Raw genomic sequence first — 19,830 nt, forward strand, 5'->3', positions numbered from 1 at the left:
CACCCGCTCATCCGGCCGCTTCGCGGCCACCTTCTCCCCCAGGGGAGAAGAGGTCACCAGCGCCGGCGTCAGCCTCTTCTCCCCAGCGGGGAGAAGGTGGCCCGAAGGGCCGGATGAGGGGGTCTTTTCCGCCATGGTTAGGCCGTCACTTTGAGCAGAGGCGCATCCTCGATGCGGCCCGAGCGCATCGACACCTGGCGCGAGCAGCGCGCCGCAAGGGCGGGATCATGGGTGACCAGCACCAGTGTCATGCCGCGCTCGGCCGCCTTGGCGAACAGAAGGTCGGCAACCTGCCTCCCCGTCGCCTGGTCGAGATTGCCGGTCGGTTCGTCGGCAATGAGAATGCGCGGCGCCGGTGCCAGCGCGCGAGCAATGGCCACGCGCTGCTGTTCGCCGCCGGACAATTCGCCGGGATAGTGGGTGACGCGGTCGCTCAGGCCCACGGCCGCAAGCTCGCGCGCAGCCACGCCGAACGGATCGGCATGGCCGGCCAGCTCCAGCGGCACCGCGACATTTTCGAGCGCCGTCATGTTGGGAATGAGATGGAAGGACTGGAAGACGATGCCGATGTTTCGGCCCCGAAACGATGCAATCTGATCCTCGCTTTTGCCGTTAAGCGATTCGCCGGCGATCCGCACCGTTCCCGAATCGACCCGCTCCAGCCCGGCCAGCACCATCAGCAAGGTCGACTTGCCGGACCCCGAAGGACCGACGATGCCGGTCGCCTCGCCACGCACCACGTCGAGGCTGACGCCTTTCAGCACATGCACGGACGATGCGCCTTGGCCGAGGGTCAGGGATATGTCTTTCAGCTCGATGACGGCTTCTGTCACAATTAAAGCGTCCTATATCAGGATGAAGGCTCTGCTTGCCGGAAGCCGTTGCCGGAAGAATTCTTGATCATATGGGGCCTGCCGCATGTCTTTCAAACGCTCGATTGCCGCAGGGCTGATCCTTTTCTCCGCGATTTGCGGCGCCATTTCGTCGGCGCGCGCCGAGACGTTCACCATCGTCGGCTTCGGCGACAGTCTGATGGCGGGCTTTGGCCTCGGTCCCGGCGAAGGCTTTACCGACAAATTGCAGGCAGCCCTTCGCGCCAAGGGCCATGACGTCACCGTCGCCAATGCCGGCGTGTCCGGCGATACGACGAGCGGTGGCCTGGCGCGGCTCGACTGGTCGGTGCCGGACGGCACCAAGCTCGTCATCCTCGAGCTCGGCGCCAACGACATGCTGCGCGGCGTCTCGCCCGATATTGCGGAAAAGAACCTGGACGAGATGCTGGCGAAGCTGAAAGCGCGCAAGATCGCCGCGCTTTTGGCCGGCATGCGCGCCGCGCCCAATCTTGGCGCCGACTACCAGACCGCGTTCGACGCGATCTATCCGAAGCTGGCCGCAAAATACGATGTGCCGCTTTATCCGTTCTTTCTCGACGGCGTTGCCGGCGAGAGCGGGTTTCAGCTTGAGGACGGCCTGCACCCCAATGCCAAGGGCGTCGACCGCATGGTCGAGCGCATCCTGCCCACGGTGGAGAAGGCGATTGCAGCGGTCGAGGGCGGAGCCTGAAGCGGGATTTTCGCTTCTGGCGCAACCTTCCGTGAGGGAAACATTAGGGAAAGCCTGCGACCAAGAAACCACTTGCCCCGCTTGAATATCGATGATTCGGTAGGGGCATAGTTCGATTCGAGGAAGGGAGGCTCACCATGCCGCGTCTTTTCACCGCCCTCGAAATACCGCGTGACGCCGCTCTTTCGCTGTCCCTGCTCAGGGGTGGCCTGCCCGGGGCGCGCTGGATCGATGTCGAAAACTACCACATGACGCTGCGCTTCATCGGCGATGTCGAAGGCCATGTCGCCGACGAGATCGCCAACGCGCTCGACCGGGTTCACCGCCCGTCCTTCTCGCTCACGCTCTCCGGCGTCGGCGCTTTCGGCCAGAAAAAGCCGCATGCAGTCTGGGCCGGCGTCTTCGCCTCGCCCGACCTTTCCGCCCTGCAAGGCGAAATCGACCGCATCTGCCAGCGGCTTGGGCTGCCCGCCGATCCACGCAAGTTCACGCCGCATGTGACGCTGGCGCGCCTGCGCAATTCGAGCCCGCTCGATGTCGCGCAATATCTGTCGGCACGCGGCAATTTCTCGACGCTGCCATTCCGTGTCGGCCGTTTCGTGCTGATGTCGTCGCGCGATTCGGTCGGTGGCGGCCCCTACATCGTCGAGGAGGCCTGGCCGCTGTCCGGCGCCGATGCGCGCGCTTCGAGCAGCTTTGCCAGCGCCTCCGACGCTTCGCGGATCATGCGGTAGACCGAAGCGAAGGCTTCCTCCCCGTCGTAGTAGGGATCCGGCACATCGCGGGCTTGTCCCCGCGCGAACTCGGCCAGCAGATGGATGCGTTCGCCGCCATTGGCCGGCGCCATCGCTCTGAGGTCGCGGACATTCTGCCGGTCCATGCCGAGGATCAGGTCGAAGCGTGCAAAATCCTCCGGCCTGACCTTGCGAGCCCGCTGCCCGGAAATGTCGATGCCGTGGCGGGCCGCAATTGCGATCGAGCGCGGGTCGGGCGCTTGGCCGAGATTCCAGCCGCCGGTCGCCGCAGAATCCAGCACCATGTCGCGGCCGCGTTCCGCCAGCACGGCGCGAAACACGCCTTCAGCCAAGGGCGAGCGGCAGATGTTGCCGAGACAGACAAACAGTATGGAATTTATCGGCTTCACGCTCATTCGATATGCGCCGTTTGTGCATTTGGAACCCCAAAACGCAAAGCACTTTCGGGCGACCTGCATTATGGTGAGGGTCAAAATCTGGGATAGCACGGGAAATCATCATGACGAGAGAAAAACTGGGCAAGGACGCCATCGCAGCTGCCCTGGCCGAACTGGGCGGCTGGTCATTGGCTACCGACGGCGCTTCGATTAAGCGCAGCTTCGTCTTCAAGAATTTTTCCGAAGCCTTCGCATTCATGACCCGCGTCGCGCTGGCGGCGGAAAAGATGGACCATCATCCGGACTGGTCGAATGTCTACAAGACGGTGGACGTGACGCTGAACACCCACGATGCCGGTGGCGTCACCGCGCTCGACATCGCGCTGGCCAAGAAGATGAACTTGTATTTCGGCGGCTGACCGTCCGGCGTTGTAACGCGCCGGCGCCAGGAAATCGGCGCCGTCCTCTTGTAGCGGACCTGCACTTCCACCACATTTTCCGCTGGCAGCCGCGCGCAACACGCTGCGCGACGGTCTGCAAGGGAGACATTGATGGCGCAACAACCTGGTTTTGATTTCTTCGGCTTCGGCGGCAAGCTGGGCGATGAAAGCGAAGTGCGCGCCAAATTCTGGCGCACGGCCAAGAGGGCCGCCCGGCAGATTCCGTTCATGGAAGAGGTGGTCGCCGCCTATTACTGCGCGCTCGACAAGAAGACGCCTTTGCGCGCCAAGGGCATATTGCTCGCGGCGCTCGGCTATTTCGTGCTGCCGGTCGACGTCATCCCCGATTTCGTCTTCGGTCTTGGCTTCACCGACGACATCGCCGTACTGACGGCCGCGATCACTGCCGTCAGCGCCCATATCACCCCAGCACACCGCAAGGCCGCCAAGGAGGCGATTGCCGACAAGAGCTGAAATCGGCCGCCGCATTGGCAACTGGTTCAGAAGAAATCCGGCGCTCAAACAGGGCGATAGCGGCCCGGCTTCGGGTTCCGCTGCGGCCGTTGAAAAAGTCAAACTCTTGCCGCTTTCGTGGCCTCCAAGTCGACGAAGGGACATTGCGAAAGCCGTTTTTCAAGAAGCGGCGCGGAAATGGCGGTGGTTTCCATGGGTGAATGTCCTTTTCCGAGGGAAATTCACCGTTTGGTAACCCAGATTAAATCAAAATGAAGCGACGGGCAGGACGCCAAGCCGGCCTGCCCCCGCACCATTTGGAATACGGGAAAAACGATGCGCGGATTGATTGCACTAGTCTCGAGCCTGGTCCTGGTGGCCTTTGCAGCGCCGGCGCTGGCGCAGCAGGCGACCAAGATCGGCCAGCACAACGCCTGGGGCACCTACAGCTATCAGGCGCAGGGCGGCAAGGTCTGCTACGTCTTGACCGTGCCGACCGACAAGCAGCCACCGACGCTCGACCATGGCGACATGTTCTTCTTCGTCAGCCAGCGGCCGGGCCAGCAAGTGTCCTACGAGCCGCAATTCATCGCCGGCTACACCTTCCAGGAAGGCTCCAAGGCCACCGTCACCATCGACAAGAAGTCGTTCTCGATGTTCACCCGCGGCAAGTCGGCCTGGGTGGAGAACGCAGCCGAAGAGCCGGTGCTGATCGCCGCCATGAAGACCGGCACCGACATGAAGGTGTCGGCGAAGTCCGGCCGCGGCAACACGACGACCTATGTGTTTTCGCTGAAAGGCATCTCGGCCGCGCTGACGTCCATTGCCAAGTGCAAGTAGGCCAATTGGCCTGACGGAATTTGAATGAAGGCCGGGCCGCAAGGTCCGGCCTTTGCTTTTGACGAACTGCCACTTCAGTTGGGTGATGCCTCCGCCCGCCGGCGCCGGATAGCCTCGGCGATGAAGACGCGGGACAGCGCGTGGTAGAGCGGCTCGTGCGAGATCAGCCGCGCCGTGCCGTAGCCGAGCATCGAAGCGCACATCAGCCCAATGACATTGTCGTGGTTGCCGGTCATTTCGAGGATGATGACGAAGGCCGTCATCGGCGCCTGCACGACGCCGGCGAAATAGCCGGCCATGCCGAGTAGCGCCGCAACGCCTGTGCCGGCGCCGAAGATGAGGCCGAGCGTGCTGCCGATACCGGCGCCGACCGCCAGCGACGGCGCAAAAATGCCGCCGGGGATGCCTGAGATCATCGACAGCAGCCCGGCCGCGAATTTTTCGGCAAAGAACAACCAGGGCAGCGGCGCGCCTTCGACGGCGCTGCGCGCCTGGGCATAGCCGGTGCCGTAGGTCAGCCCGCCGGAAGCGATGCCGATCGCTGCTACCGCCAGCCCGCAGACGGCCGCCACCAGCAGCGCGCAGCGCAACGGCTGGCCGGTGTTCCAGCGCCGGATCCGCCGCGTCGCCTTCAGCGCCAGCAGCGAAAACAGCGCGCCGAGTCCGCCGCCGATGATGCCGCAAGCCAGCACCAGCGGCCAGTCGGCGGCAAAGGCAATGGTCTCCTTGGCGATGCCGAAATAGGTGTAGTTGCCGACCAGGCCCAGCGAAGCGAGACCGGCCAGGATCACCGCCGTCAACACCAGCCCGTTGGTGCGCGCCTCATAGGTGCGGCCCATCTCCTCGATGGCGAACACGATGCCGGCGAGCGGCGTGTTGAAGGCCGCCGCAATGCCGGCGGCCGAGCCGGCGAGGATCAGGCCGCGCGCCTGCGCCATGCCGCCCCAGCGCGCCACCTGCAGCATCACCGAGGCGCCGACCTGAACCGTCGGGCCTTCGCGGCCGATCGAGGCGCCGCAGAACAGGCCGATGACGGTGAGCGCGATCTTGCCCACCACCAGCCTGAGCGACAGGATATGGCTGCGATCCTCGTCGTCGCGCAGGTGGCGCGCGGCGATCGCCTGCGGAATGCCGCTGCCCTGCGAGCCCGGAAAGAAGGAGTAGGCAAGCCAGGCGCACAGCACGAAGCCGAGCGGCGTCATCACGAGCGGCAAATAGAAGCGCCAGCCGCCGTCGTCACCGGTAACGAGGCGGAACAGCGCCTGCGCCTGGTCGGCCAGCATCGCGAACAGCACGCTGATCAGTCCGATCGAGATCGCGCCGGCCCAGAACACCAGCCGCGGCTGCCAAACGCGCCGCGACCCCCACATGGCGCGCGAGCGCCGCAGCATGGGATATCGTCGCGATGTGCCGGCCATGTCTGTCCTCGTGATCGAAGCCCAGCCCTAGCACAGGCTGAGAGCCGATCAAGACTGCGAGGTCAGTCCGTGAAGGCGCGTCGGCATTCACTTCTTCCCGCCGACTTATGCGCCGGCGAAAAGAAGTAAGGGCCTTGCTCACATGGCCATTTTTTCACATTCGGCCTGGGCCTTCTTGGTCGACGTGTCGATCATGAAGGCCTTGCCCGTGGCGTCGGTCATCATCATCATGCAGTGCTTGATGGGCTTTGCCATCTTCATCATCTCGGCGCCCATCTTGGCATCCGGCATCATGGTGCCCATGTGCCCGTCCGGCATGATTGCCGTCACCTGCCCGCCCTTCATCATGGTCATGGTGCCCATCGCATCCTCGGCAAACGCCGGCGCGGCGGACAGGCCGATGAGGCCGGCAACAACGATAAGCTTGATTGAATGCATTTTGCGTACTCCCATTTTTGCAGGGGCATAGTCGCCCCTTTCAGATTTCGCGATGCGCTGCGAACCGTTACGCCAACACGAACATGTGATCGATTTTCCGCGATAGGGGTGGCGCTGGCCGCCCAGGACGGGTCAGCCGGACGATGGATCGGCAGGCCGCAACATTCGCCGCCCCGCATGACTCTCGCCGCAAGCTGTGCTATGCGCCGCGCTTCATTTCCGGCACGATGCATGGAATCGGCCGAAAATCGCTTATATCAGAGCAGCCATGACCCTTTCTTTCGATCTCACCACTGAGGGTGCCCGCGATGCGTTGCGCGCCCGCACGGCTTCGGCCGAGAAGCCGTCGCTGATCGGCCTGACCCGGGCCGAACTCGGTGAAGCCCTTGTCGGTGCCGGAATCGTGCCCGAGCGCCAGGCGAAAATGCGCGCCCAGCAGCTCTGGCACTGGATGTATGTGCGCGGCGTCTCCGACTTCGCCGGCATGTTCAACATCTCCAAGGATCTGCGCGCCGAGTTGGACAAGCATTTCACCGTTGCCCGCCCTGAAATCGTCGAGGAGCAGATTTCCTCAGACGGCACGCGCAAGTGGTTGTTCCGCTTTCCGCCGCGCGGCGCTGGCCGTCCCGTCGAGATCGAGACCGTCTACATCCCTGAAGAGGGACGCGGCACGCTGTGCATCTCCTCGCAGGTCGGCTGCACGCTGACCTGCTCGTTCTGCCATACCGGCACGCAGAAGCTGGTGCGCAATTTGACGGCGGAAGAGATCCTGGCGCAATTGCTGACTGCCCGTGACCGGCTCGGCGATTTCCCTGACCGCGACACACCCGACGGCGCCATCGTGCCGGCCGAGGGCCGCAAGGTGTCCAACATCGTCATGATGGGCATGGGCGAGCCGCTCTACAATTTCGAGGCGGTGAAGAAGGCGCTGCTGATCGCTTCCGACGGCGACGGGCTTTCGCTGTCGAAGCGCCGCATCACCCTGTCGACCTCCGGCGTGGTGCCCGAGATCTTCCGCACCGGCGAGGAGATCGGCGTCATGCTGGCGATCTCGCTGCACGCCACCAATGACGATCTGCGCGACCTTTTGGTGCCGATCAACAAAAAGTATCCGCTGAAGGAACTGATCGAGGCCTGCCGCGCCTATCCGGGCCTGTCCAACGCCAAGCGCATCACCTTCGAATATGTGATGCTGAAGGACGTCAACGATTCCATCGAGGACGCCAAGGGCCTGATCAAGCTGCTGAAGGGCATCCCGGCCAAGATCAACCTGATCCCGTTCAACCCGTGGCCGGGCACCAACTACCAGTGCTCGGACTGGGAGACGATCGAGAAGTTTGCCGACTACATCAACAATGCCGGCTACGCCTCGCCGATCCGCACCCCGCGCGGCCGCGACATCCTCGCCGCCTGCGGCCAGCTCAAGTCGGACTCCGAGCGCATGCGCAAGGTGGACTGGCTGGCGCTGGAAGCCATGATGATTGCGGGGCACGGCGAGGCGTGAGCCGCCTCATCGCCTATCTCGTCCGCTTCGTCGTCATTCTGTTTGGCTATATCGTCGCCTCGCTGGCAGCGAGCGCCTTTCTCAACGTCCTGTTCCTGGCCTCGCTCGGTTACGCGCCGGAACATGCCCACCCGACGGCAACCGCATCGCTGTATTTTTCGATCCCCTTCGTGGCGCTGTTCATCGCTTATTTCGCCTTTATGCCGGCGGCTATCGTCATCCTGATCTCGGAGGTACTCAGCCGCCGAGACTGGCTGTTCTATGCGCTGGCGGGCGGCGTCGTGGCCGCTGCCTTCCTCGGCTTCGTCCATCAGAACGCGGATTTCGATGTCACCGAACCGCGCGCCATCGCCGCCGTGATCGGCTGCGGCATGGTCGGCGGCATCTTTTACTGGCTAAGCGCCGGCCGCTGGGCCGGAAGCTGGTGGCAGGCCGCTACTTCGCCTGGGCGGTCAGGATCTTGAGCGCGAAGGCCGAAAACACCCCGGCGAAGAGATAGTCGACTACCCGCGTCACCCGCGGGCTGGCCTTCATCGTCGCCGAGAATTTTTCCGCGGCAAACACCATCGTCGCCGTCACCGGGATCGACAGCACGATGAACATGACGCCAAGGAAGAACAATTGTCCCGGCGCGTTCGGATCATGCGCGGAGACGAATTGCGGCAGGAACGTCATGAAGAACAGGATGATCTTCGGGTTGAGCAGATTGACGCCGAGCCCGGCGGCCCAGCTGCGGAACAGCGAAATCTGCGGTTCGCTCTTCTTCTGCGGCGAAAACGCCGAGCCCTTGGTAATCGCCTGCCAGGCCAGGAAGACAAGATAGGCTGCGCCAAAAATCTTCAGCACGAGGAAGGCCATCGGCGAGGCGACGATCAGCGCCGAGATGCCGACCGCCACCAAAGTGGTGTGGATCAGCGTGCCGCACAGCGCTCCCGCCAGCGAGGCAAGGCCGGCGGCGCGGCCCTGGCTCAGCGTGCGCGAGACGAAAAGCGTCATGTCCGGGCCGGGTGTGATTGCCAGGATCATGGTGGCGATGGCGAACTGGATCAGCGTCGTGGTGTCGGGAATGAAGGACATTGGCGGCCCCTGGCAGAGCATCGGACCCAAAAGTGGAAGCCGGTTTTGGGAGAATCCGATGCTTAAACAAAACGGATGCGCAGCCCTATAGCGCAGGCGCCAGGCCCCTTCCAGCCGCTGACGGCCGCAGCATCTGGTCCAGCCTTGATCGGCGTTCATCCCTTGCGCTGGCCGGAAAGCCCGTGATACCTCGCCCGCGAAGAACCCTTGTCGCGGAACCGCCAACAATGTCGAAGACCAAAGACGTCAAGAAGGTCGTGCTCGCCTATTCCGGCGGCCTGGACACCTCCATCATCCTGAAATGGCTGCAGACCGAACTCGGCGCCGAAGTCGTCACCTTCACCGCCGATCTCGGCCAGGGCGGCGAGCTGGAGCCGGCGCGCAAGAAGGCCGAGATGATGGGCATCAAGGATATCCGCGTCGTCGATGTCCGCGAGGAGTTCGTCTCGGACTTCGTCTTCCCGATGTTTCGAGCCAACGCCGTCTATGAAGGCACCTATCTGCTCGGCACTTCGATCGCCCGGCCGCTGATCTCGAAACATCTGGTCGAGATCGCCAGGGAGACCGGCGCCGACGCGATTGCGCACGGCGCCACCGGCAAGGGCAACGACCAGGTTCGCTTCGAGCTCTCGGCCTATGCGCTGAATCCCGACATCAAGGTCATCGCGCCATGGCGCGACTGGTCGTTCAAGTCGCGCACCGACCTGATCAACTTCGCCGAGCAGCACCAGATCCCGGTGGCGAAGGACAAAAGAGGCGAAGCGCCCTTCTCGGTCGACGCCAACCTCCTGCACTCGTCTTCCGAGGGCAAGGTGCTGGAAGATCCGTGGAGTGAGCCGCCGGAATTCGTCCATCAGCGCACCGTCTCGCCGTTGGACGCGCCGGACAAGGTCACCGAGATCGAGATAGAATTCCTCAAGGGTGATCCGATCGCGCTGAACGGCAAGAAGCTGTCACCGGCTGAAATGCTGACCGCGCTCAACGATCTCGGCCGCGATAATGGCATCGGCCGGCTCGACCTGGTCGAGAACCGCTTCGTCGGCATGAAGTCGCGCGGCATCTACGAAACGCCCGGCGGCACGATCCTGATCGTCGCCCACCGCGCCATCGAGTCGATCACCCTCGACAGGGGTGCCGGCCACCTCAAGGATGAGTTCATGCCGCGCTATGCGGAACTCATCTACAACGGCTTCTGGTTCTCGCCCGAGCGGCTGATGCTGCAGGCGATGATCGACAAGAGCCAGGAAGACGTCGAAGGCACGGTGCGCCTGAAACTCTACAAGGGCAATGTCATGGTCACCGGCCGCAAGTCGAAGAAGACGCTCTATTCCGACGCGCTGGTCACCTTCGAGGATGATCGCGGCGCCTACGACCAGAAGGACGCCGCTGGCTTCATCCGCCTCAATGCGCTAAGGCTGCGAACACTTGCGGCGCGTAATCGCAAGGGTTGAGCCCCAACTATTGTTCCCAGGAAAACCCGGCGGAGACGTCGGGTTTTTATTTGATATCTCTAATATAAGACGCCAATCTGGCTGAGATGGTTTCTGTTTGACCTTTTAAAAGCTTCATCTAAATTCCCTCGCGGGACGGAGGGATTCTGACAGTGAAAAAAGCCATTTTTCTGCTGCTTGCGGCGGCCATCGTCTTTACCGGATGCCAGTCCTCGCAGGCGGCCGCGAAACGCGAGCAGAATCCAGACGGGTGCATCTCCGCTGTCCACCTATGGAGCATCACGTTCAAGCACGAAATCGCCTCGTTCATGGGCGTCTCGCAGGAGCGCATGCCGGCCCTGTTCTGCCAGCGCCTTGGCGAAGGGATACGCAGCGGGCGGATTACCTACTCCGACTTGAACCGGCTGCAGCTCGACCAATCGACCGAAATCTGGCTGGTCATCAAGGGCAAGTCAAAAGCGCCTCCGCAAGCACCGGCGCCGCGGAACTCCAAATTCCGTACCTGTTACCGCAACAACGGCGCCTTCCAGGTTCCCGCTTCCCAGAAATGCCCGTTGAGCGGCCACGCGCAGTTCGACCAACCGACCAAAATCGAGATGAAGGGTAAGTCAGAGGCGGCTTCCCCGGCGCCGCGGAACCCCAAATTTCGTACCTGCAGCGGTATTACTGGTACCTTCCAGATTCCCGTTTCCCAGAAATGCCCGTTGAGCGGCTACGCGAATTATTGAGAGATCGAACCTGGTCGTTCTGGAGGGCTGTTGACCGTGAAAAACCGTATCTTTCTCCTGCTTGCGGCGGCCATGGTCGTTACCGGATGCCAGTCCTCGCAGGCGGCCGCGAAGCGCGAGCAGAATCCAGACGGGTGCATCCCAGCTGTCCACCTATGGAGCATCACGTTCAAGCACGAAATCGCCTCTTTCATGGGCGTTTCGCAGGAGCGCATGCCGGCCTTGTTCTGCCAGCGCCTTGGCGAAGGGATACGCAGCGGGCGGATCACCTACTCCGACTTGAACCGGCTACAGCTCGACCAATCGACCGAAATCTGGCTGGTCATCAAGGGCAAGTCAAAGGCGGCTGCTAGGGCCACGCCGGCGCCGCGGAACCCCAACTTCCGCACCTGCAACGGTATTGCCGGTACCTTCCAGATTCCCGCTTCCCGGAAATGCCCGGCGAGCGGCTACGCACAGCTCGACCAACCGACCAAAATCGATATGAAGGGCAGGCCAAAGGCGACCCCTCCAACGCCGCGGAACTCCAAGTTCCGCACCTGCTCAAATGTTTACGCCGGCACCTTCGAGGTTCCCGTTTCCGAGAAATGCCCCTTGGGCGGTGGCTACGTGAACAATTGAGAGCCCGGGCGCTCGCCGCTCTTGGCATGCACACGCACCGACAAAAAAGCCCGGCACATTGAACTGACCCCGAAGGTTGTGTCCAACTTTCGGGGGGGTCAGTTCACATGGCCGGGCTTTTTGTTGAACAGAGATTTCTAATCAATCGCCGTCGATCGCGTCGGCGATCTGGGCGATGGCCTGCTGGTAGACGCTCGCGGAATTCCAGCCGGCAATGGCGCCCATATTCGAACTTGCACTGGCACCCGCCCGCCAGCCGTGAGCCTTGAGGAAGTTGGCGGTGGACGCCAGCGCGGTCGCCTTGTCGCGCAGATTTCCGTTGCCGACGCCATACTTCAGGACATTTCCGGGCAGGAACTGGGTATGGCCGATCTCGCCATGCGCAGCGCCGATCGACGAGGCGCTCAACGCGCCGCGATCGACCAGTTTCAGCGCCGCAATGGCATGCGGGTAGAAGAATCCCGGGCGGCGGCAATCATAGGCAAGCGTCAGAATGGCAGAGACCGTATTCTGGTTGCCCATGGCGGAACCGAAGCCGGTCTCCATGCCCCAGATGGCGAGCAACACGCCCGGCGACACGCCGTAATTGCTCTCGATCCTCTCGAACAGCGCCGCGTTCTGCTTCTTCAGCGAACGTCCCCTGGAAATGATCGAGGCCCCGCCACGACGCTTCATGAAAGCATCCACCGAGCCGCTGAACGCCTTGTGGATGGCGCGGTCGACAGAGATCGTCTTTGTCGCGTAGCTGGCGCCGGCCAGAGCGGAAAGGCCCCTGGGGCCAACGCCTTCAGACTTGGCCTCTGCGGCGAACTCCGGCTTCCACGCCTCGAAACCGGCACCGGTCTTGCCGCAGCTGGCCGCCGCCTGCGCGCCCGTCGCCAGCGCAAGCACCGCCACCACCGTGGCAGCAAAAATCTTTCCCTTGGCAAGCAATGCCATGCTTTCTCTCCTGATTGCCCGATTCACGTCCCGGTTGCGAATTTGCCAGTGAAACGCGCCATTGTCACCGTACCCCCGGCGCCACGCTGGCCAATGCAGCGGAATTTGCCTACGATCAAGTGCTTATTGTGGCGGCGACGCTGAGCGGGACAATCCGCCCATCAAACAGAAAGTCGTAGTACGGGCATGGAACGCCCGCCGATGGCCGGCGTTTGGGCGAGGGACGGCTCCACACCATATTCCATAGCCCGACGCCGATATTCTGGCGCCCATTACACTGGCACATTGAGGCCGAGATGAAACTGTTCGACTGCCCGCATTGCGGCCACCGGCTTTATTTCGAGAACGCGCAGTGCCTGAGCTGCTCGAACCTCGTGCTCTACGACCCCGAGCATGCGCGCTTCGCTCTGTCGGATATCGACGGCATTTTCCACTGCACCAACGCCGATGAATGCGCCTGCAACTGGATGGCCGAGCCGGGCCACCCCTTCTGCCGTGCCTGCGTGCTGAACCAGTTGATCCCGGATCTCTCCGTCGACGGCAACCGCCGCCGCTGGATCCGCGTCGAAGCGGCCAAGAAGCGGGCTATCTATTCGCTGCTCGCCTTCGGCCTGCCTGTGGCGCCCAAGCAGAACCCCGGCGACGAGATCGGCCTTGCCTTCGACTTCCTGGCGGACCCGATCGGCGGCGGCCCCGGCGGCGAACGCATCCTCACCGGCCACGACAACGGCCTGATCACCCTCAACGTCGCCGAGGCGGACTCAGCCGAGCGCGAGCGGCGGCGTGTCGAGATGGGCGAGAACTATCGCACGCTGCTCGGCCATTTCCGCCATGAACTCGGCCACTACTATTGGGACCGGCTGATCCGCGACGACCCGCAAAGGCTCGATGCCTTTCGCGCGCTGTTCGGCGACGAGCGCGCCGACTATGAGCAGGCGCTGCAGACCTACTACGCCAATGGCGCGGCGCCCGACTGGCAGCAGAGCCACATCTCGGCCTATGCGACATCGCATCCATGGGAGGATTGGGCCGAGACCTGGGCGCACCATCTGCACATCACCGACACGCTGGAGATGGTGCACGCGCTGAACTTTCCGCTCGGCCAGCTGGAGACGATGGAGGCCAATGTGCTGCCGCAGGGCGACACCGGCGGCCGCCTGCAGCCCGCACCCGCCGAGCCTGACGCCGTGCCCGAGCCTTTCGAAAAGGTCCTCGCCCGCTGGCTGGTGCTGTCGGAAGCCTCCAACTCGATCAACCGCTGCATGGGTCTGCCCGACCTCTATCCCTTCGTCATTTCTGACGTGACGGCGCAGAAACTCGCTTTCGTGCACCAGCTTTTGACGGCTTTGCCGAAAGAAACCGGAACAAATCGTGAGCCAGTAGAGGCATTTTAGCCGGAACGCATGCGCTCTGTTTTCGTTTGGGGTCGCGAGGGACCATGAAAACGGAGAGAAACCATGAGACGCATACTGTTTCCGGCCGTCGCCGGGGCGCTTGTCGCCATGTCGGGTGTGGCACTCGCCGATACTGCCGTCTCGGCCGTCACTGATCTCAACGTGCGCGCCGGCCCCGGCCCGCAATATCCGGTGATCGGCGTGCTCGCCGCCGGCCAGTCGGCGACGCTCAATGGCTGCATCCAAAACAGCAAATGGTGCACCATTGCCGAAGCCGGCGGCCAGGGCTGGGTCTATTCCGACTATGTGACGGCCGCCATCACCGTCGTTACACCGCCGCAAGATGATTATCCCGACACCTATACCGGCGCGATCCTTTCCGATGACGGCCCCATCGACGCCATTGACAGGCCGCCGGCGGAAGTCGGCACCTATGTCAGCACGCATCGGCTCGACCCCGTCTATCTCGATGGCGAGGTGGTGACGGGTGCCACCTTGCCCGACACCGTCGAGCTGCGCGAAATCCCCGACTACCGCTACCGCTATGTCTACGTGAACGGCCAGCAGGCGCTGGTCGACCCGCAGACGCGGCGCATCATGTACGTCGTGCGCTGATCGAGTTCCCGAAGGCGGTCCCCATCCGCGGCCGCCTTCTTCTCGGTGTCAGCCTGGCCGCTTGGAGTTGCTCTATCGCGTCGATCTCGGCCTTCCAGGCCTTGCTCTCGACGGCGAGGTCATAGCTCGCCCGCATGTTCATCCAGAACCGCGGCGGCGGAACGATTATTCCGCACTGCAGCGAACGTTGCGCCGGCTTCGGGCCGGCCCCTAATCGATTGAAGCAATCGCCAGGCTTTTTGTCAGACTAAATGACGTTTTCAAAACGATTTTCTGGCTTTGACGCGGTGCAAAAAGAGCATTAGAAACCGGCTGTCTGAAGTCATACATGAAGGCGGCAAACGCCGCATTCCATCGCGGCTCCGGACTTCGAACTGGGGCAGCCATGAGCAAATCACCAGCCACCCGAACCGCCAGACGTGAACGGCCGCTCTCGCCGCATCTGACGATCTACCGTCCGCCGATCACCATGACGATGTCGATCATTCATCGCATCACCGGCGGCGCGCTGTATTTCGGCACGCTGCTGGTCGCCGCGTGGCTGATGGCGGCGGCGAGTTCGCAAGGCGCCTTCGATTGGGTCAACTGGGCCTTCGGCACCTGGCTCGGCCGCCTCATCCTGTTCGGCTACACCTGGGCCTTGATGCACCACATGCTGGGCGGCGTGCGCCACCTCGTGTGGGACACCGGCGCCGGGCTCGAGAAACACACGGCATCGAAGATCGCCTGGACGACGCTCGCCGGCTCGGTTCTGCTCACGCTGCTGATCTGGGTCGCCGGCTATATGGCGCGGGGAGCCCTGTGATGAGCGGCAACAAAAGCAACGATATGCGCACGCCGCTGGCCAAGGTCCGCGGCCTCGGCTCGTCCCACGAGGGCACGCAGCATTTTTGGCGCCAGCGGCTGACGGCGCTCGCCAACATCCCGCTGACGCTGTTCTTCGTCGGCTTCCTCATCGCCCTCAACGGCGCCGGCTATGCAGAAGTGCGAGCAGCGCTTGCCAATCCATTCGTGGCGCTGGTGATGATCCTTTTCCTGATCTCGGGGCTCTACCACATGCGGCTCGGCATGCAGGTGATCATCGAGGACTATGTGATCAGCGAAGGCCTGAAGCTGCTGACGATCGCGCTCAGCACATTTTTCACCATAGCGGTCGGCGTCGCCTCGATCTTCGCCCTGCTCAAACTGGCATTCGGAGGCTGATTTTGGCCAAGGACGCGAAATCAGCCAACACGGCTTACACTTACGTCGACCATAAGTTCGACGTTGTGGTCGTCGGCGCCGGCGGCGCCGGCCTGCGCGCCACGCTCGGCATGGCCGAACAGGGCCTGCGCACCGCCTGCATCACCAAGGTGTTCCCGACCCGCTCTCATACGGTGGCCGCGCAAGGCGGCATTGCCGCGTCGCTGTCCAATATGGGTCCCGACTCCTGGCAGTGGCACATGTACGACACCGTCAAAGGTTCGGACTGGCTGGGCGATGTCGACGCCATGGAATATCTGGTGCGCGAAGCACCGGCCGCGGTCTACGAGCTCGAACATTACGGCGTGCCGTTCTCGCGCACCGAAGAGGGCAAGATCTATCAGCGCCCCTTCGGTGGCCACATGATGAATTACGGTGACGGCCCGCCAGTGCAGCGCACCTGTGCTGCCGCCGATCGCACCGGCCACGCCATCCTGCACACGCTTTACGGCCAGTCGCTGAAGAACAATGCGCAGTTCTTCATCGAGTATTTCGCGCTCGACCTGATCATGGAGCCGGACGGCACTTGCACCGGCGTCGTCGCGTGGAACCTCGACGACGGCACCATCCACCGCTTCTCGGCCAAGATGGTGGTGCTGGCGACCGGCGGCTACGGCCGCGCCTATTTCTCGGCGACGTCGGCGCACACCTGCACCGGCGACGGCGGCGGCATGGCCGCGCGCGCCGGCTTCCCGCTGCAGGACATGGAGTTCGTGCAGTTCCACCCGACCGGCATCTATGGCGCCGGCTGCCTGATCACCGAGGGTGCGCGCGGCGAGGGCGGCTATCTCGTTAATTCCGAGGGCGAGCGCTTCATGGAGCGCTACGCGCCGTCGGCCAAGGACCTTGCCTCGCGCGACGTCGTCTCGCGCTGCATGACGCTGGAGATCCGCGAAGGGCGCGGCGTCGGCAAGAAGAAGGATCACATCTTCCTGCATCTGGACCATCTCGATCCGGCGGTGCTGCATGAGCGGCTGCCGGGCATTTCGGAATCGGCAAAAATCTTTGCCGGCGTCGACCTGACCAAGGAGCCGATCCCGGTATTGCCGACGGTGCACTACAATATGGGCGGCGTGCCGACCAATTACTGGGGCGAGGTGCTGAACCCGACGGCGAAAAGCCCCGACCGGGTGTCGCCCGGGCTGATGGCGGTGGGCGAGGCGGGCTGCGCCTCCGTGCACGGCGCCAACCGGCTGGGCTCGAACTCGCTGATCGATCTGGTCGTGTTCGGCCGCGCCGCCGCGATCCGCGCCGGCCAGGTCATCGACCGCAATTCGGCGATCCCTTCGCCCAGCGAAGCCTCGGTCGAAAAGATCATGGACCGCTTTGACCGGCTGCGCCACGCCAACGGCTCGACGCCGACGGCGGTGCTGCGCGAAAAAATGCAGAAGGCGATGCAGGAAGACGCGGCCGTGTTCCGCACCCAGGAGTCGCTGGAGAACGGCTGCAAGCGCATTTCGGAGCTCTGGACCGAGCTCAAGGACATAAAGGTCTACGATCACTCGATGATCTGGAACTCCGATCTGGTCGAGACGCTGGAGCTGGAAAATCTGATGGCCAACGCCATCACCACGGTCTACGGCGCCGAGGCGCGCAAGGAGAGCCGCGGCGCGCATGCGCGGGAAGATTTTGCCTCGCGCGACGACAAGGTCTGGCGCAAGCACACGCTGGCGCGGCTCAGCGAAGACGGCAAGGTGACGCTGAGCTACCGCCCGGTGCACACCGAGCCGCTGCTGGCGGAAAAGGACGGCGGCATCAGCCTCGCCAAGATCGCGCCAAAGGCCAGGGTGTATTGATCATGGCGCTGGCGGCCTCCGGATATTCGGGCACGCCGCTTCCGGCCAAGCTTGGCCTGAAGGACGGGATGGTCGCGGCGTTTATCGCGCTGCCCGACGATCTCAGTGATCTCACTGAGGCCGTCGACTTCGCTCAGGTCGACCGGTTGGGTGACTGGTCGGCGATTTCGGGAACGTCCCTGAAATACGATGCCGTGCACGCCTTCACCAAACAGCGCGCCGAGATCGAAGATCGCCTCGGCGACGTCGAGGCGGCGGTCAAGCGTAACGGCATGGTCTGGGTATCCTGGCCGAAGAAAGCATCGAAAGTGCCGACCGATGTCACCGAGGGTGTCGTGCGCGCGGAGGCTCTGAAGCGCGACCTTGTCGACGTCAAGGTCGCTGCCGTCAACGAAATCTGGTCCGGGCTGAAGCTCGTCATCCGAAAGGACCTGCGGTAATGGTCGAACTCACGCTTCCCAAGAACTCGAAGGTGCAGCCGGGCAAGACCTGGCCGAAGCCGGAGGGCGCCACCAACCTCAGGGAATATCGCATCTACCGCTGGTCGCCGGACGATGATGAGAACCCGCGCATCGACACCTATTTCGTCGACATGGACGATTGCGGGCCGATGGTGCTCGACGCGCTGTTGTGGATCAAGAACAAGATCGACCCGACGCTGACCTTGCGCCGCTCCTGCCGCGAAGGCATTTGCGGCTCCTGCGCCATGAACATCGATGGCTCCAACACGCTGGCCTGCACCAAGGGCTGCGACGACATTTCCGGCGCCGTCAAAGTCTACCCGCTGCCGCATATGCAGGTGGTCAAGGATCTGGTACCCGACCTCACCAATTTCTATGCCCAGCACGCCTCGATCCAGCCATGGCTGAAGACGGTGTCGCCGGAGCCGGCCAAGGAATGGCTGCAGAGCCATGAGGACCGCGAGAAGCTCGACGGGCTCTACGAATGCATCTTGTGCGCCTGCTGCTCGACCTCGTGCCCGAGCTACTGGTGGAACGGCGACCGTTATCTCGGTCCGGCAACGCTGCTGCAGGCCTATCGCTGGCTGATCGACAGCCGCGATGAGGCCAAGGGCGAGCGGCTCGACAATCTCGAAGACCCGTTCCGGCTCTATCGCTGCCACACCATCATGAACTGCGCGCAGACCTGTCCCAAGGGGCTGAACCCGGCCAAGGCGATTGCGGAAATCAAGAAGATGATGGTGGAGCGGCGGGTTTAGGCGCGGCGGGCCGCTCTCGACAAACTCGAACGCAGCGATCCTTCGCGCCCCCCTCTGTCCTGCCGGACGTTCGTCGTTCGAAAAGCCAAGCAATTGGCTTTCCGTCCGCTGCGCGGACCACTCCTCAACCCCCACGGGTGGGGAGATTGGCGGTCACTGCGGCTTTTGCCAATCTCCAAGGTTGAAGGATGGCGCGCTGTCGGCGAAGCTACCGATCTCCCCCCATGTGGGGGAGATGTCCGGCAGGACAGAGGGGGGCGCTGTCCCGCCGGCGCCAGAAAGGATTGCAACCCAATGACCGACTCCGACCTTCCAATCCTCACTCCCGTCGAAGCCCGCATTCTCGGCTGCCTGATCGAAAAGAAGGAGCTGACCCCGGATGTCTATCCGCTGACACTGAATGCGGCACTTGCCGCCGCCAACCAGAAGACGGCGCGCGAGCCCGTCATGGCGCTGGAACAGACGGAGGTGCACCGGGCTCTGAAGCTGCTCGAGCAGAAGGGGTTGGTGCGGCAGATGTTCGGCTCGCGCGTCGAGCGCTATGAGCACCAGATGGCGCAGCGCTTCTCGCTGACCACGCCGCAGACCGCCTTGCTTGGGCTGCTTCTGTTGCGGGGTCCACAGACGGCGCATGAGCTCCTGGCGCGGAGCGAGCGCATGGCACGGTTTTCGTCGATCGAGGATCTCCGGGCCGAACTCGACATGCTGATCGGCCGCCGGCCGCCGCTGATCCAGGAAATCCCGCGCGGTCCAGGCCAGCGCGAGGACCGTTACGTGCATCTTCTCGCTGGCCCGGTGGATATCGCGGCCCTGTCTGCCCAGCGGAGTGCGCCGGCACTGCCTGCTTCCGACCTGGAAGCAAGGATTGAATCGCTGGAGCAGGAAGTCGCAGCACTTCGCGCCCGGCTCGACGCGTTGGGGGCTTAGCAGTCAACGGAGACGTTGGCGAAGGATCGCTAC

24 protein-coding genes are annotated in these 19,830 nt (G+C 63.2%); 18 read left to right on the top strand and 6 right to left on the bottom strand.

Translation table 11 applies throughout. The features are described 5' to 3' along the window. Positions 1-137: 137 nt before the first annotated feature. On the bottom strand, positions 138-833 hold the full coding sequence (locus H0241_RS27315) for an ABC transporter ATP-binding protein (RefSeq protein WP_181060888.1): 696 nt from the start codon (positions 831-833) through the stop codon (positions 138-140). Between the two features lie 85 nt (positions 834-918). On the opposite strand from H0241_RS27315, the gene H0241_RS27320 reads away from it, so the two are divergent. Together H0241_RS27320 and thpR are read left to right on the top strand one after the other, a co-directional pair. After that, entirely contained in the window at positions 919-1,563 is a 645-nt protein-coding gene (locus H0241_RS27320) for an arylesterase (RefSeq protein WP_181060889.1), read from the top strand. A 137-nt stretch (positions 1,564-1,700) separates the two neighbouring features. Beyond that, the gene (gene thpR / locus H0241_RS27325) at positions 1,701-2,297 is read left to right on the top strand and encodes an RNA 2',3'-cyclic phosphodiesterase (RefSeq protein ID WP_181060890.1); all 597 of its coding nucleotides are present in this window, start codon (positions 1,701-1,703) and stop codon (positions 2,295-2,297) included. Here thpR and H0241_RS27330 read toward each other — a convergent pair. Next, a complete protein-coding gene (locus tag H0241_RS27330; RefSeq protein WP_181060891.1) occupies positions 2,201-2,713 on the bottom strand; it encodes a low molecular weight protein-tyrosine-phosphatase in 513 nt (170 codons plus the stop codon). The two genes, thpR and H0241_RS27330, sit on opposite strands and share 97 nt — an antisense overlap. Before the next feature lie 104 nt (positions 2,714-2,817). Between H0241_RS27330 and H0241_RS27335 the strand changes: the two genes are divergently transcribed. The 3 genes from H0241_RS27335 (at position 2,818) to H0241_RS27345 (ending at position 4,428) form a co-directional block, all read left to right on the top strand. After that, positions 2,818-3,114 carry a 4a-hydroxytetrahydrobiopterin dehydratase gene (locus tag H0241_RS27335; protein WP_181060892.1) on the top strand — a complete coding sequence of 99 codons (297 nt, stop codon included), beginning with the start codon at positions 2,818-2,820 and terminating at the stop codon, positions 3,112-3,114. 132 nt (positions 3,115-3,246) lie between these two features. Beyond that, the gene (locus tag H0241_RS27340) at positions 3,247-3,609 is read left to right on the top strand and encodes a YkvA family protein (protein WP_181060893.1); all 363 of its coding nucleotides are present in this window, start codon (positions 3,247-3,249) and stop codon (positions 3,607-3,609) included. Between the two features lie 315 nt (positions 3,610-3,924). After that, the gene (locus H0241_RS27345; RefSeq protein ID WP_181060894.1) at positions 3,925-4,428 is read left to right on the top strand and encodes an invasion associated locus B family protein; all 504 of its coding nucleotides are present in this window, start codon (positions 3,925-3,927) and stop codon (positions 4,426-4,428) included. A 74-nt stretch (positions 4,429-4,502) separates the two neighbouring features. Here the strand turns inward: H0241_RS27345 and H0241_RS27350 are convergent, their stop codons facing one another. Together H0241_RS27350 and H0241_RS27355 are read right to left on the bottom strand one after the other, a co-directional pair. Further along, a complete protein-coding gene (locus H0241_RS27350) occupies positions 4,503-5,846 on the bottom strand; it encodes a chloride channel protein (RefSeq protein WP_181060895.1) in 1,344 nt (447 codons plus the stop codon). 138 nt (positions 5,847-5,984) lie between these two features. Further along, complete coding sequence (locus tag H0241_RS27355; protein WP_181060896.1) at positions 5,985-6,284, bottom strand: hypothetical protein; 300 nt, start codon at positions 6,282-6,284, stop codon at positions 5,985-5,987. A gap of 268 nt (positions 6,285-6,552) precedes the next feature. On the opposite strand from H0241_RS27355, the gene rlmN reads away from it, so the two are divergent. Together rlmN and H0241_RS27365 are read left to right on the top strand one after the other, a co-directional pair. After that, positions 6,553-7,788 (top strand): 23S rRNA (adenine(2503)-C(2))-methyltransferase RlmN, encoded by a 1,236-nt coding sequence (gene rlmN / locus H0241_RS27360; protein WP_181060897.1) that lies wholly within the window; start codon positions 6,553-6,555, stop codon positions 7,786-7,788. Continuing rightward, positions 7,785-8,252: a hypothetical protein gene (locus H0241_RS27365; protein WP_181060898.1), complete on the top strand. Its 468-nt coding sequence runs from the start codon at positions 7,785-7,787 to the stop codon at positions 8,250-8,252. Before rlmN ends, H0241_RS27365 begins: the two co-directional genes overlap by 4 nt. On the opposite strand, the gene H0241_RS27370 is transcribed toward H0241_RS27365, so the two are convergent. After that, a complete protein-coding gene (locus H0241_RS27370; protein ID WP_181060899.1) occupies positions 8,224-8,865 on the bottom strand; it encodes a LysE family translocator in 642 nt (213 codons plus the stop codon). The two genes, H0241_RS27365 and H0241_RS27370, sit on opposite strands and share 29 nt — an antisense overlap. A 227-nt stretch (positions 8,866-9,092) precedes the next feature. On the opposite strand from H0241_RS27370, the gene H0241_RS27375 reads away from it, so the two are divergent. From H0241_RS27375 to H0241_RS27385, 3 genes are all read left to right on the top strand, one after another. Beyond that, entirely contained in the window at positions 9,093-10,316 is a 1,224-nt protein-coding gene (locus H0241_RS27375; RefSeq protein ID WP_181060900.1) for an argininosuccinate synthase, read from the top strand. Between the two features lie 152 nt (positions 10,317-10,468). Continuing rightward, positions 10,469-11,044, top strand: coding sequence for a hypothetical protein (locus H0241_RS35840; RefSeq protein WP_328824843.1), 576 nt, complete (start codon positions 10,469-10,471; stop codon positions 11,042-11,044). A 36-nt stretch (positions 11,045-11,080) separates the two neighbouring features. Continuing rightward, entirely contained in the window at positions 11,081-11,665 is a 585-nt protein-coding gene (locus tag H0241_RS27385; RefSeq protein ID WP_328824847.1) for a hypothetical protein, read from the top strand. 141 nt (positions 11,666-11,806) lie between these two features. Here H0241_RS27385 and H0241_RS27390 read toward each other — a convergent pair whose 3' ends face one another. Next, positions 11,807-12,604, bottom strand: coding sequence for a lytic murein transglycosylase (locus H0241_RS27390; RefSeq protein ID WP_181060901.1), 798 nt, complete (start codon positions 12,602-12,604; stop codon positions 11,807-11,809). A 296-nt stretch (positions 12,605-12,900) separates the two neighbouring features. Between H0241_RS27390 and H0241_RS27395 the strand changes: the two genes are divergently transcribed. The 8 genes from H0241_RS27395 (at position 12,901) to H0241_RS27430 (ending at position 19,797) form a co-directional block, all read left to right on the top strand. After that, entirely contained in the window at positions 12,901-13,998 is a 1,098-nt protein-coding gene (locus H0241_RS27395) for a zinc-binding metallopeptidase family protein (protein ID WP_181060902.1), read from the top strand. A gap of 63 nt (positions 13,999-14,061) precedes the next feature. Beyond that, positions 14,062-14,613 carry a DUF1236 domain-containing protein gene (locus H0241_RS27400; RefSeq protein WP_181060903.1) on the top strand — a complete coding sequence of 184 codons (552 nt, stop codon included), beginning with the start codon at positions 14,062-14,064 and terminating at the stop codon, positions 14,611-14,613. Between the two features lie 385 nt (positions 14,614-14,998). Further along, positions 14,999-15,418, top strand: coding sequence for a succinate dehydrogenase, cytochrome b556 subunit (gene sdhC / locus H0241_RS27405; protein WP_181060904.1), 420 nt, complete (start codon positions 14,999-15,001; stop codon positions 15,416-15,418). Next, positions 15,418-15,816, top strand: coding sequence for a succinate dehydrogenase, hydrophobic membrane anchor protein (sdhD, locus tag H0241_RS27410; protein WP_181060905.1), 399 nt, complete (start codon positions 15,418-15,420; stop codon positions 15,814-15,816). Before sdhC ends, sdhD begins: the two co-directional genes overlap by 1 nt. A 2-nt stretch (positions 15,817-15,818) precedes the next feature. After that, positions 15,819-17,651, top strand: a complete 1,833-nt coding sequence (gene sdhA, locus H0241_RS27415; RefSeq protein ID WP_181060906.1) for a succinate dehydrogenase flavoprotein subunit — start codon at positions 15,819-15,821, stop codon at positions 17,649-17,651. 2 nt (positions 17,652-17,653) lie between these two features. Further along, a complete protein-coding gene (locus H0241_RS27420) occupies positions 17,654-18,091 on the top strand; it encodes a DUF3052 family protein (RefSeq protein ID WP_181060907.1) in 438 nt (145 codons plus the stop codon). Next, positions 18,091-18,870, top strand: a complete 780-nt coding sequence (locus tag H0241_RS27425) for a succinate dehydrogenase iron-sulfur subunit (RefSeq protein ID WP_181060908.1) — start codon at positions 18,091-18,093, stop codon at positions 18,868-18,870. Before H0241_RS27420 ends, H0241_RS27425 begins: the two co-directional genes overlap by 1 nt. Before the next feature lie 294 nt (positions 18,871-19,164). Further along, positions 19,165-19,797, top strand: a complete 633-nt coding sequence (locus tag H0241_RS27430; protein WP_181060909.1) for a YceH family protein — start codon at positions 19,165-19,167, stop codon at positions 19,795-19,797. Positions 19,798-19,830 lie beyond the last annotated feature (33 nt).

The organism is Mesorhizobium neociceri, assembly GCF_013520985.1.
GTDB classification, from domain to species: domain Bacteria; phylum Pseudomonadota; class Alphaproteobacteria; order Rhizobiales; family Rhizobiaceae; genus Mesorhizobium; species Mesorhizobium neociceri.

Excerpts from the sequence above, each read along its gene's own strand:
- H0241_RS27320 (WP_181060889.1), top strand. The coding sequence starts at position 919 with ATGTCTTTCAAACGCTCGATTGCCGCAGGGCTGATCCTTTTCTCCGCG.
- thpR (WP_181060890.1), top strand. The coding sequence starts at position 1,701 with ATGCCGCGTCTTTTCACCGCCCTCGAAATACCGCGTGACGCCGCTCTT.
- H0241_RS27330 (WP_181060891.1), bottom strand. The coding sequence starts at position 2,713 with ATGAGCGTGAAGCCGATAAATTCCATACTGTTTGTCTGTCTCGGCAAC.
- H0241_RS27335 (WP_181060892.1), top strand. The coding sequence starts at position 2,818 with ATGACGAGAGAAAAACTGGGCAAGGACGCCATCGCAGCTGCCCTGGCC.
- H0241_RS27340 (WP_181060893.1), top strand. The coding sequence starts at position 3,247 with ATGGCGCAACAACCTGGTTTTGATTTCTTCGGCTTCGGCGGCAAGCTG.
- H0241_RS27345 (WP_181060894.1), top strand. The coding sequence starts at position 3,925 with ATGCGCGGATTGATTGCACTAGTCTCGAGCCTGGTCCTGGTGGCCTTT.
- H0241_RS27350 (WP_181060895.1), bottom strand. The coding sequence starts at position 5,846 with ATGGCCGGCACATCGCGACGATATCCCATGCTGCGGCGCTCGCGCGCC.
- H0241_RS27355 (WP_181060896.1), bottom strand. The coding sequence starts at position 6,284 with ATGCATTCAATCAAGCTTATCGTTGTTGCCGGCCTCATCGGCCTGTCC.
- rlmN (WP_181060897.1), top strand. The coding sequence starts at position 6,553 with ATGACCCTTTCTTTCGATCTCACCACTGAGGGTGCCCGCGATGCGTTG.
- H0241_RS27370 (WP_181060899.1), bottom strand. The coding sequence starts at position 8,865 with ATGTCCTTCATTCCCGACACCACGACGCTGATCCAGTTCGCCATCGCC.
- H0241_RS27375 (WP_181060900.1), top strand. The coding sequence starts at position 9,093 with ATGTCGAAGACCAAAGACGTCAAGAAGGTCGTGCTCGCCTATTCCGGC.
- H0241_RS27390 (WP_181060901.1), bottom strand. The coding sequence starts at position 12,604 with ATGGCATTGCTTGCCAAGGGAAAGATTTTTGCTGCCACGGTGGTGGCG.
- H0241_RS27395 (WP_181060902.1), top strand. The coding sequence starts at position 12,901 with ATGAAACTGTTCGACTGCCCGCATTGCGGCCACCGGCTTTATTTCGAG.
- H0241_RS27400 (WP_181060903.1), top strand. The coding sequence starts at position 14,062 with ATGAGACGCATACTGTTTCCGGCCGTCGCCGGGGCGCTTGTCGCCATG.
- sdhC (WP_181060904.1), top strand. The coding sequence starts at position 14,999 with ATGAGCAAATCACCAGCCACCCGAACCGCCAGACGTGAACGGCCGCTC.
- sdhD (WP_181060905.1), top strand. The coding sequence starts at position 15,418 with ATGAGCGGCAACAAAAGCAACGATATGCGCACGCCGCTGGCCAAGGTC.
- H0241_RS27420 (WP_181060907.1), top strand. The coding sequence starts at position 17,654 with ATGGCGCTGGCGGCCTCCGGATATTCGGGCACGCCGCTTCCGGCCAAG.
- H0241_RS27425 (WP_181060908.1), top strand. The coding sequence starts at position 18,091 with ATGGTCGAACTCACGCTTCCCAAGAACTCGAAGGTGCAGCCGGGCAAG.
- H0241_RS27430 (WP_181060909.1), top strand. The coding sequence starts at position 19,165 with ATGACCGACTCCGACCTTCCAATCCTCACTCCCGTCGAAGCCCGCATT.